Source organism: Planctomycetia bacterium, from assembly GCA_034440135.1.
In the GTDB taxonomy this organism is placed as follows: Bacteria; Planctomycetota; Planctomycetia; order Pirellulales; family JALHLM01; genus JALHLM01.
The window spans coordinates 1-10,673 of the sequence record JAWXBP010000306.1 but is presented as its reverse complement, the minus strand read 5'-3'; the positions used below and the strand labels follow the sequence as shown (position 1 = coordinate 10,673).

Sequence of the window (10,673 nt, the reverse complement as noted above, 5' to 3'; positions counted from 1 at the left end):
CGCCCGACTTTGTAGGTCAGGCTTTCCAGCCTGACTCTGCAGGCGCCTATTTCGTGCGACAGTGCGGTAACCGGTGTCAGGCTGGAAAGCCTGACCTACGACGGCCGCCGCGAAATTAGTTGCGCGGCAAACGAAAACTTGAAACGTTAGTAGCACGGAGGCCCAGCCCATGCCGGAGTTGCCGGAAGTCGAAACGATGCGGCGGGGGATCGCCGCGGTGTTGGGAAGTGTGATCGGCGACGTCGAACGCTTCGCGCCGGATTACCAGCCGATCACCATTGCCCCGGAGTGGCCGAAGTTTTGCCGGCGGCTGCGAGGGAAGCGGATCATTGGACTTTCCCGCGCCGGCAAGCGCGTCGTGCTGGATCTCTCCGGCGAACACCGGCTGGTGATCGAACCGCGGATGACGGGGCTGGTGCTGGTGGCCGAGCCGCCGAATCAGGAACACCTGCGGTTGCGCCTTTCGCTGCGCGGCGGACCCGTGTCGCACTTGATGTACTGGGACCGGCGCGGGCTTGGAACGGTGCGGTTGATGACCGTCGGCGAATTCGAGGAGCGCCTCGGGCCGGAAATGCTGGGGCCCGACGCCTTGGAGATCACGTCGACCGATCTGCGCGAGCGGCTTTGCGCAAGCCGCCGGGCGATCAAGGTCGCGCTCCTGGACCAGCGCGCCGTGGCCGGCATCGGCAATTTGTATGCGTCGGAGATTCTGCATCTGGCGCGAGTTCATCCCGCGCGGCGGTGCGACCAAGTCACGCGCATTCAGTGGGAACAGGTTCACATCGCGATGGTCAAGGTGCTGCACGAGGCGATCCTGTACGAAGGTTCGACGTTGTCCGACGGCACCTACCGCAACGCCCTTAACAAGGCCGGCGGGTATCAGAACGAGCACCGCGTGTATGATCGCGCCGAGAAGCAATGCCGTACCTGCGGCGAAGCAGAAATTGTCCGCATCGTCCAGGCGCAACGCTCGACGTTCTTCTGCCCCGCGTGCCAACCGAAACGCGCTGTGGGAATCAAGCGACGACCTCGTTGAACCGCGGAGGCGCAGAGGGGATGAGTGGCGGATGTTGGTCGGCCGCGTCAGAATAGTTGCCATGGCTGACGATGTGGAGTTCATCTCGCGGATTCACGATTCCGGCGCGGCGTTTGTCCTTGCGGCGACGGGCGGTGGGTCGATCGCGATGGGCCGGCTGCTGACGGTGCCGGGGGCTTCGCGGAGCGTGCTCGGAGCGGCGGTTCCTTATTCCCCGGCGGCGCTGCGGGCTTGGTTGCGCGCCGCGCCGGAGCATTATTGCGAGCCGGCGACTGCACGTTTGATGGCCATGGCCAGCCTGGCTCGCGCGCGGGAATACGCCGCGGCCGAAGGACTCACATCGCGCTTGTTCGGCGTCGGTTGCACGGCGAGTCTAGCCAGCGACCGGCCGAAACGCGGAGCGCATCGGGCGCATGTGGCGTGGCAATCGATCGATGCCACCGTTACGTTCTCGCTGGAATTGGAGAAGGGAGCCCGAAGCCGCGCGGAGGAAGAAGCGCTGGTCGCGGATCTCGTCTTGAATGCGATCGCCGACGGCGCGGGCATTTCGGATCGACTGGAAATGCCACTTCGAGCTTCGGAAAACATAGTGGAGCGACGCACGACGGCACCTCGCGCTTGGAGCGAACTCGTGTTTGGCGATGGCGCGCCGGTCGGTGTTGGGCCGGCGACACGTGAGGCGCCGGCGTTGTTCCCGGGCGCGTTCCACCCGATCCATGACGGACACCGCGGCATGGCGGAGGTCGCGCGGCGCAAGCTCGGGCGGCCGATCCAGTACGAACTATCGGTCCGCAACGTCGACAAGCCGCCGCTCGCCTTCACGGAAATCGAAGATCGGCTCGTGCAGTTCCGCAAAGATGAGCCGGTTTGGCTCACCGCCGCGCCGACATTTGTGGAAAAAGCCAGGCAGTTACCCGGCGCGACATTCGTGGTCGGGCTGGATACGGTCGTCCGTATCGGCGAGGCGAGGTACTACGGCGACAGTGTTCCGGCGCGCGATGCGGCGATCGGGGAACTGGCGCGGCTGGGCTGCGGATTTCTGGTGTTCGGCCGCAAGCAGGGCGATCGATTCGAAACGCTCGCCGACATGGAGTTGCCGCCGGCGTTGGAAAGACTTTGCCGCGAAGTGGCGGAAGCAGAATTCCGCGCGGATATTTCGTCGACGGAACTGCGCGGAAGGCAAGAATAGCGCTGCGACGAAACTGCTAGCAACGCTTAAGCCCAGGGAAGGCCGCAGAAGTCGACGCTGATAAGATCGACTTAGAGGGCCTTCCCTGGGCTTATCTCGAAACGCGCTGTCGTGCTGTTCACAGCCGCCTGCTTACGGCACCTGGAACGTCGACTGCGTTTTGACGATCGCGTAGTCGTCCGGGAAGGTGTGGAAGGCCTGGATGGTGAGCTGCTTATTACGGTGTTCGACATTGATATAGCTCAACGCTCCGAGGGCCATCCGGCCGCTGGAATCGAAGCGGTGGAGCATGCCGCGGCGCTTGCTATCGTGGCAGAGCTCCTGCTGGAACAGGTAAAACATCCGGGGATCGACCGGTTCCAACGAGAAATTCATTGCGTAAGTGGCGCCCCCCCGGCATTCCATCTGCTCGGTGCGGTCGCCATTGAGCCGGTAATTCATGATCCGCCGGCGCACTGGCAACGGATGATGGGCGGCCGTGGCCACCTCGGTCAGCGTGATGCCATGATAGCGCCACGTGACGACATGGCCAGCGCTCGTGATGCTGATCGTGGCCTCGTAGTCGCCCCGCTGGACGGTCCGGGTGGTGTGCACCTCGAACAACTCTGGATGCAGTGCACGTCCATAGAGATTGAAGACCAATTCCGCGACCTTGGGCCGAACCGATAACACGAGTAGTCCTCGAACTGTCTGCGCTTATCAAAGGCGTGCGACGCGCCGCCACACGTGGAGTACGTCACTACCACGAGTCGCATTATACGCAAGCCAAGCCAACGACACCAAGGGAGTTTTCAGGGTGAGGTCGACAGCAAGAAAACATTCTTCAATCCGCACTTGACAAGTGCCAATCGTCGAGTTCAAGGATCGCTCGCGAGAACGATTGCGCGCTCACGTTCTCCGCAAGACCGCTGTCGATCGCGCCGACAAATGCGGTACGATGCGCGCATGAGCGGCAATGTCGAGGAAGCCTATCAGCGTTTGTTCGCGGCCTACGGCCCGCAACATTGGTGGCCGGCGGAAACGCCGTTCGAAATGATCGTCGGCTCGGTGCTGACGCAAAACACCCACTGGTCGAACGTCGCCAAGGCCCTCGAAAACCTGCGTGAAGAAGGCCTGCTCGACGCCGCGGCGCTCCATCGATTGCCCGCGGATGAACTTGCCGAACTGATTCGGCCCGCCGGCTACTATCGGCTCAAAGCGGGGCGGCTCAAACGTCTTTTGGACCTGTTGTTCGAGCGGTTTTCCGGATCGCTCGACGAGATGTTTTCATTGTCGCTGGATGACTTGCGCGAATTGCTGCTCAGCGTGAATGGAGTCGGGCCGGAAACCGCGGATTCAATCCTGCTTTATGCGGGCGAATTCCCGACGTTCGTCGTCGATACCTACACGCACCGTGTTTTCAAACGGCACGCGTGGATCGAGGACGACGCGGACTATCACGCACTCAAGGACCACATCGAATCCGGCCTGGAACGCTCCGCGCCGCTGTTCAACGAATATCACGCCTTGCTCGTCAAAGTCGGCAAGGAACACTGCGGTCCGAAGCCGAAATGCGAAGGTTGCCCATTACAAGAACTACTGCCGCCCCGCGGACCGCACGAGCCGGCGCCGCTCGATTAAGTAGGTCAGGCTTTCCAGCCTGACGGGCACGACGCGCACTTACTTCCGTCAGGCTGGAAAGCCTGACCTACGATTAGATCCCCATGCGCGAGAGCGCATCAATCACACTGCCCAGCAATCCGGAAAGTTGCGGGTGCGTTTCTTCGAACTCGCGCGCCGCGGTAGTCAGCCGGCTGGGGAGCGCAATGTTTGATGGCTCGGGCACGCCGCCGGCTTGTTGGTGGCGCAACGTCGACTGGATTTCCTCCAGCGCCTCCGAGAGCATGGTGCGCACGTTGGCGTCCGCCGGATCGAGGCGTTCCAACTCCGCGTGGAGTTCGCCGAGGGTCTGTTTTAACTTCGCGAGGTCTTCGGTGCTCATGGATCCATTGTACGTGCGGTGTGTTTGAATACTACTTCGCGCCACCGGGCATTTCCGAGGCGCGGAGGTTGCGGAATGAGAGATCCGTCGTCGGGTCATGCCCTTGGATGATCAGCGTGCCAGCGGCGCGGCGGAGGCCTTCGCGTGGGTTGTCGCTGGCGGGGCGCGTGTCGGACCAATCGCTCACCGGGTAGCCGTTCACCCACGCGGCCATGTGAGCGCCGGAGACGATCAGCGTCATGGGGAACCAGGTGAAGTCATCGGCCGCCACCTTACGGGCTTTTTGGCGTCGATAAAACGCACCGGTGCCGAAGTCCGTCGGTTGCGTGCGATCGTCGTCCTTGTAACCGTTCTGAATCTGGCACTCATAGCCCTGCGTCACTTCGCCCGGGATGCTGCGGAAGAAGACGCCGGAGTTGAGATGTTTTCCGTTGGAGAAGACTTCAAGCTGTAACGTGAAATCGCCGAATTGCCCGGCGCTTTCGAGTTGCCCCGGGCCGTTCTTGACGTTGAGTTCTCCGGCCGGAGTGACCGAGAACACGCTGGCCTTGCCGGGATACGGTTTCCAGCCGGTGAGGTCTTTCCCATTGAAGATCGATTCCAATCCCAGCGGCTTGAGCTTGATGTTGCGGAACTCGACTTCGCCCAGGTTGAGTTGCAAGCCGATCCGTCCGCGCGGCACCGGCGCTGGGTCCGTGTAATCAAGCACCGTTTCGCCGTTGATCTTGACGACGAGATGCGCACCTTCGGCCGTGACTTCGTAGCTATGCCAGTCGCTGGTGTCGATGGCGGGCGTCGACGCCTTTTGGCGATTCACAAAACCGCCGGTGTAGAACGGGCTCAAATCCGGCGCGGCGATGTTGAGCTCGTAACAATCCTTGGCTGGCTCGGTCGGCGCGAGGGGCGTGCGGAGAAAGATGCCGGAGTTCGTCGTTTTCGGCGCGCGGAAATCGCACTTGAAGGCGTAGTCGGCGAATTCGCTCGTCGTGCAGAGCAGGCCCTTTTCCCCCTCGGTGACGCGAATCGCGCCGTCGCGGACTTCCCAGTCGGCCTGCGAGGTCTGCGTCCAGCCGTAGAGCGATTCGCCGTCGAAGAGGAGCACCCAGCCTTCGGCGAGTTCCTCCGGGGAAAGCGTGTTCAACTCCGCGCCAACCGCGCCGCGCGCCATGAGCAGACAAAGTGCTAGGCCAACCCATCGTGGGGCGGAAGGCAAGAATCGCATAGCTCGGCCGAGATTCAGAGGTGGGGGGTTCGCGCGTTTGCTCGGGACGTCCGCTGATGATACCCTGAAATCAAGCGCAGGGCACCTGCCCGGCGTGATGTTTTGAAGAGGGCTGCGGGAGGCGTCTCCGACGCCGTTTGCAGGCTGAGAATCTCGGATCGCCAACTCGACGTCAATTCCATCGGCGTCGGAGACGCCTCCCACAGGATATGCTTTAATTCAATGGTGTTGTATAAACGATAACGCAACATCGCGATCGATCTACACGCTAGGCCACTCCAATCATTCGTTGGAGGCTTTTCTCGAATTGCTTAAGGGACCCTCGATCGACGTCGTGGTCGATACCCGGACGCAGCCGTATTCTGCTTACTCACCGCACTTCACCCGCCGGCCGCTGGAAGACGCGCTCACCGCGACGGGCTTCAAATATCTGTTCCTCGGCAAGGAACTCGGCGGCCGGCCCGAGGGGAACGAGTTCTACGACGACGACGGGCGCGTGCTCTATTATCAGTTGGCGGAAACGTCGTTGTTTCTGGACGGCATCGCGCGGCTGGAGAACGGGATGGCGAACTACCGGATCGCACTCCTGTGCAGTGAAGAAGATCCGCAAGTCTGCCACCGGCAACTGCTGGTCGGCCGCGTGCTGTCGCGGCGCGGAGTGGTGATCCATCACATCCGCGGCGACGAGCGGATCGAAACCATCACGCCGGAAGCCGCGGCGGCCAAGCGCGCCCAGACGTTCTTTTCCTTCGGCGAGGACAATACGTGGAAATCTTTACGATCGGTTTTACCAAAAAAAGCGCCGCCGAGTTCTTCGAACGACTCCGCCGACACGGATTACCATTCGACGACGTAGGTTCGCAACGCGGAAATCATGCACATGGCAACAATAGAAAGAAACCACACCCAATATCCGAAGAAAAGATTTCCGTTCACATCCTTGGGAATCAACAACACCGCAATCGCAAACGCCGCGTAGAGCGGGCACATGGCGCTGAGGCGTCCGCGAAGCATCAGATCAAGCGGCGGTGCAAATGCCATCGTGGAATTGATTGCCACGACGATTGGAACAATCATTAGCCCGCGGAGGTCGACAAGCAAGACAAACGGGTGTACGAGTAAGAATGAGCCGCAAAACGTTTGCCAGCCTGTCATGGGAGTATCCCCTTGATTGGGCATAGCAAGCGTGTCGCTTACCGGTAAAGCAAAAGACGCCAAGAACAGCATCCACGCTGCCACTTGTGTGAGGTTGAGCATCTGCCAAATGCGCAGGCGCCGCGGCCGAGAAAGCTGACAGCGACGGAGTAGCGACGAAAATCTTACGATGCGGCCCACAACTGTTGACCGCCGAAAGTGCTCAGCGATTAACCGTTAGTTCGCCAGCAAATAAAACAGGGCGGCCAACGCGAATTCCGTTCGCGCCGAGCCGCCCATTCACCGGTGGAGGTGGTAAAGAAGTAGGTGGAGTAGGTAGTAGGTGGCGTAGGCGAAGTAGCCGGCAGGGAGCTTGTTGTGTCACGGTCTCCTGACCGTGACACCTGTTCGACCGAAGGTCTCCGTGGCGCATCGTCAGGCGGCGCGCTCGTGTTAGGGAGACCTTCGGTCTGGCCGGTAGCACGGTCGGGAGACCGTGCTACAACACACTCTCTTTCCTCTGCGTCTCCGCGCCTCTGCGGTTAGCCGGAACCAACCCTACTGAAACAACTGCGGCGCGAACTCATTGAGATAATTCCGCCAGTTGATCCACGTGTGGCCGCCGGTGCTTTCGACGAAGACCGGGTTGAAGCCGTGCTTCTTGAACAGGTCGACGGTTTCCTTGGTGCGCGGCATGAGGAAATCGTCTGTGCCGGTGTTGAGCCAGAGGAGTTTCAGGCCTTCCTTGCCGGACGCGCTGGCGAGGGCGGCTTCGTTTTCTTTTTCCCATTCGGCGGCGTTGCGCAGAAAGACGCCGGAGCTAAACACGCCGACGTAGGCGTAGTCGTCGATGTTCTTGAGCGCGACGTTCAATGTCTGCGCGCCTCCCATCGAGAGACCCGCGATGGCCCGGTCCTTGCGATCGGTCAGCACCCGGTAATTCTTTTCAATGTAGGGACGGATATCGTTGGCGAAATCGCTTTCGAAATCGTTGGCGCCGAGGCTGGGACGGCCATCGGTGGATGGGGGCGGCGGCGCGCCGAAGCTGAACGGGCCAGTGTGCCCGGCCGGCATCACGACGATCATCGGCTTCGCTTTGCCGGAAGCAATCAGGCTGTCGAGAATGAAATTCGCGCGGCCGACCGAGGTCCACGAATCGTCGCAGTCACCGGCGCCATGCAGCAGATAGAACACCGGGTATTTATCGGAGCCGTTTTCATAGCCCGGCGGCGTGTAGATGTGCATGCGACGGGTGCGGCCGAGCGCGGTCGAGTCGTAATTTACGCGGGCCACGGCGCCGTGCGGCACGCCCTTGGCGTCCATGAAGTCCGAGCCCGGTACATGGACGAGGCTCCAGACGTTGCCGTTCGACTCGCTGACGCTCTGATTTTTCGGATCGACGACGTTCACGCCGTCCACTTCGATCGTGTAGCGATACGCGCCTGGGTCGATCGGCCCGAGCGTGACTTCCCAGACGTCGTTTTCGCCTTTCTTAAGCCCGCGCTCGCCGGGGTCGCCGGGCATGTCGCCGGCGTTGAGTCGCACTTCATCCGCCTTGGGCGCATGAATACGGAATGAGACGCGGCGATCTTCATGCACTTCGGGCGATAACACGTAGGGACCTCGCGGGCCGCCGAAGCGTCGCGGCGGCGGATTGGCAGGGGGCTGCTCAGTCTTTTCCTGGGCGAAGGCGTCGGCCGAGAGGGCGAAGAATGTGACGGCCGCGAACAATAGTTTCGCGAGCCAGAATCGGGAAAGGGACATGATCGAACTCCAGGGCGGCGATGGGTGAGGGCGCTAAAGGCGTTTTGCGTTTATTCACACGACGTGGGTGCCTGGGGCTGGGGCGGTCGATGGAGTCGACCAAGTCGAAACGACTGGGGCATCGTGGCGATTTGTTGGTCAGTTTGACTAAGCCCCAGTAAGTTGGACCATGGTGACCGCGAAACAAGTGCCCCTGCCCCAGGCACCCGCCGTTTTAGTTGATCCGAAATAAGTTATGGACAAACCAAGCGTGTTTCTTACCTCTCGGCGATGCGGCTGAGTCCGTCCAGCAGCGCGGTGATTTCTGATTGCTTGAATAGTGCGGCGATCTGCTGCCGCATGAGGTCGCTGATCTTCCAAAGTCGTTGATACGTTTTACGCCCTTTGGTGGTGAGGGTCACGCTGCGGGCGCGGCCGTCGGTCGGGTGGGGGCGTCGCGCGACGAGACCCTGCTTCTCCAGCAGCACCAGCATCGCGCGGATGGTATTGGGATCGGACGACGCGCGTCGACCGAGCTCCTGCTGGGTGATTTGGTCTCCTTCGGCGAGGATCGACAGCAAGACGAATTGATCCGCCGTCACGCCTCCTTTGGCGAACTGCGCGTCGGCCTGGCGATGCATCGCCCAATAGGCCCGGCGCAGCCCCATCGCGATCTCATGTCCCCGGTCCAAGTCGCCACCCCCGCCAGTTACGACGTATACGTACCAGTTGTAACCGCGAAGTCTAACCAGGGTTTCGCAGGTTGGCAAGAATTTTTTTGGGGCGAATTGCGCGCCGCTTATCCGTCGCCGACTGTGGGAGGCGTCTCCGACGCCGATGGAGTAGTCGCGTAACTTCCTATGAGGTCGCTTCGCTGATCCGCGACGATTCATCGGCGTCGGAGACGCCTCCCACAGATTTCACCTGCAATTCCGCCCACGCGCCGCTCCGGGCTGAGCGGAGTACCGCGGCAGTCCAGTCGTGCGTGGCGAGCGCGCAAGACGCTGGCGACACCGTCGGTTCACGGGTGAGAATCGCGTCGATGAACGCGCGATTCGGGTCGCTGTCCGACAGCAAGTCTGGCACCGGCTCGAGGGCGTTGTTCTTCGCGCGGAACAGATGCGGGTCGTAAAACTTCTCGCTGCGCAACAACAGGTCGGCGTCGCGGCAGTGGAAGGTGATCTCCTCGCGCCAATGATTCGCATCTCCGACGAAGTGCGCAACGAGTTGTACGCCGTCGGCAAACTGCGCGATCGCGCGCGTGACGATTTCCACACGGCTCTCGCGTTGGTCGCTGAACGCCAACACGCGCTGCGCCGTCTGGCCGGTGACGTAGTGAACGATATCAATCTGATGGCTGCCGGCGTCGCCGAAGTAGCCGGCGCCGAGCGCTGGGTCGTCGCGCCAGGTGCCGCGGATGGTCTGATGCCAGCGCTCGCAGACAAAGACATGAATCTCGCGCAGCGGCCCGTACCACTCGGCGCGCTCGGTCAGTTCGCGGCGCGCGGTGCGATAGGCCGCCATGTACCGGCGCTGATAAGAAACAGAAAGAATGCGACCAAGTTCTGCGCTACGTTCGGCGAGCCGCGCGATCCGTTCCCGCTCCGGCGCAAGCGGCTTCTCGCAAAGCACATCGACGCCGCGTTCCAGGGCCGCGGTCGCCTGGTCGAAATGCAGTCCGGTCGGCGTGCAGATGACGACGCCGTCGACCGGATGTCGGCTGAGCAGCATGGCCAGTCCGTCGGTCGTGGCCACGGCCGTCGACGCGAGTTGGCTGCGCAACATTTCTGCCGTGGCCTGGTGAGCATCGGCGACATAGACGAGCTGCACGCGCTGGTCGGCTTTTAACCGCTGGGCATGCAACCTCCCGACCGCGCCGCAACCAAGCAATCCGATTCGAATCCGTCGTTCGGCCATCGGTTCGGTAGCTCCCCTGCGGAATTCTTGGATATCCGCCTCTGAATGTAGTGTTGAAGTCGATTGCACGGGTCACGAACCGCGCGGCAACGACGAAGCTCCTCGTTCGGATATACCCCCTTTGAGTGATGCCACGATGCGCCGCGATTTGCCCGTCCATACGCTAAAGTTGACAGTGGATAGCGCGCTGAATAAGCTAATCCTAACGAGTGGTACGCAGCCCGAAACGGGGGGGTTGAACATTCATTGGTAGCTAGCCCGAGGGGCTAGTGACTCCTCCGTAGCCATGTACCGGATTCGACCCGTTATCTTGCTCTCCGCGAACGTCGCGGAAAGGCGTGAGCAAGCCGCCTTGAGTGTTCTCGGTCGCTTAGTGTTGCCGTCTAGTCCTACGTAACGCAGTGCGATTTCTCGCCGTCTACTTAATTTCCGTAGGCGGTACGAATCGCGG

General features: G+C 61.4%; 11 protein-coding genes. 4 read left to right on the top strand and 7 right to left on the bottom strand.

Going from position 1 to position 10,673, the window contains the following annotated elements:
- The first annotated feature begins 169 nt into the window (after positions 1–169).
- Both mutM and SGJ19_18485 read left to right on the top strand, forming a co-directional pair.
- On the top strand, positions 170–1,036 hold the full coding sequence (gene mutM, locus SGJ19_18490) for a bifunctional DNA-formamidopyrimidine glycosylase/DNA-(apurinic or apyrimidinic site) lyase (protein ID MDZ4782240.1): 867 nt from the start codon (positions 170–172) through the stop codon (positions 1,034–1,036).
- Positions 1,037–1,097: 61 nt separating this feature from the next.
- On the top strand, positions 1,098–2,225 hold the full coding sequence (locus SGJ19_18485) for a hypothetical protein (protein ID MDZ4782239.1): 1,128 nt from the start codon (positions 1,098–1,100) through the stop codon (positions 2,223–2,225).
- Between the two features lie 132 nt (positions 2,226–2,357).
- On the opposite strand, the gene SGJ19_18480 is transcribed toward SGJ19_18485, so the two are convergent.
- Positions 2,358–2,897 carry a DUF2617 family protein gene (locus SGJ19_18480; GenBank protein MDZ4782238.1) on the bottom strand — a complete coding sequence of 180 codons (540 nt, stop codon included), beginning with the start codon at positions 2,895–2,897 and terminating at the stop codon, positions 2,358–2,360.
- 273 nt (positions 2,898–3,170) lie between these two features.
- On the opposite strand from SGJ19_18480, the gene SGJ19_18475 reads away from it, so the two are divergent.
- The gene (locus tag SGJ19_18475) at positions 3,171–3,845 is read left to right on the top strand and encodes an endonuclease III domain-containing protein (protein ID MDZ4782237.1); all 675 of its coding nucleotides are present in this window, start codon (positions 3,171–3,173) and stop codon (positions 3,843–3,845) included.
- A 73-nt stretch (positions 3,846–3,918) separates the two neighbouring features.
- On the opposite strand, the gene SGJ19_18470 is transcribed toward SGJ19_18475, so the two are convergent.
- Positions 3,919–4,206: a DUF4404 family protein gene (locus tag SGJ19_18470; GenBank protein ID MDZ4782236.1), complete on the bottom strand. Its 288-nt coding sequence runs from the start codon at positions 4,204–4,206 to the stop codon at positions 3,919–3,921.
- A gap of 31 nt (positions 4,207–4,237) precedes the next feature.
- The gene (locus SGJ19_18465; protein ID MDZ4782235.1) at positions 4,238–5,374 is read right to left on the bottom strand and encodes a DUF1080 domain-containing protein; all 1,137 of its coding nucleotides are present in this window, start codon (positions 5,372–5,374) and stop codon (positions 4,238–4,240) included.
- A 343-nt stretch (positions 5,375–5,717) separates the two neighbouring features.
- Between SGJ19_18465 and SGJ19_18460 the strand changes: the two genes are divergently transcribed.
- Positions 5,718–6,284: a DUF488 domain-containing protein gene (locus SGJ19_18460; GenBank protein ID MDZ4782234.1), complete on the top strand. Its 567-nt coding sequence runs from the start codon at positions 5,718–5,720 to the stop codon at positions 6,282–6,284.
- Here the strand turns inward: SGJ19_18460 and SGJ19_18455 are convergent.
- From SGJ19_18455 to SGJ19_18440, 4 genes are all read right to left on the bottom strand, one after another.
- Positions 6,266–6,685 carry a hypothetical protein gene (locus SGJ19_18455; protein MDZ4782233.1) on the bottom strand — a complete coding sequence of 140 codons (420 nt, stop codon included), beginning with the start codon at positions 6,683–6,685 and terminating at the stop codon, positions 6,266–6,268. The genes SGJ19_18460 and SGJ19_18455 overlap by 19 nt on opposite strands.
- 435 nt (positions 6,686–7,120) lie before the next feature.
- Positions 7,121–8,326: an alpha/beta hydrolase-fold protein gene (locus SGJ19_18450; GenBank protein MDZ4782232.1), complete on the bottom strand. Its 1,206-nt coding sequence runs from the start codon at positions 8,324–8,326 to the stop codon at positions 7,121–7,123.
- Positions 8,327–8,583: 257 nt separating this feature from the next.
- Entirely contained in the window at positions 8,584–8,997 is a 414-nt protein-coding gene (locus tag SGJ19_18445; protein ID MDZ4782231.1) for a MarR family transcriptional regulator, read from the bottom strand.
- A 166-nt stretch (positions 8,998–9,163) separates the two neighbouring features.
- Positions 9,164–10,222 carry a Gfo/Idh/MocA family oxidoreductase gene (locus tag SGJ19_18440; protein MDZ4782230.1) on the bottom strand — a complete coding sequence of 353 codons (1,059 nt, stop codon included), beginning with the start codon at positions 10,220–10,222 and terminating at the stop codon, positions 9,164–9,166.
- Positions 10,223–10,673: the final 451 nt, after the last annotated feature.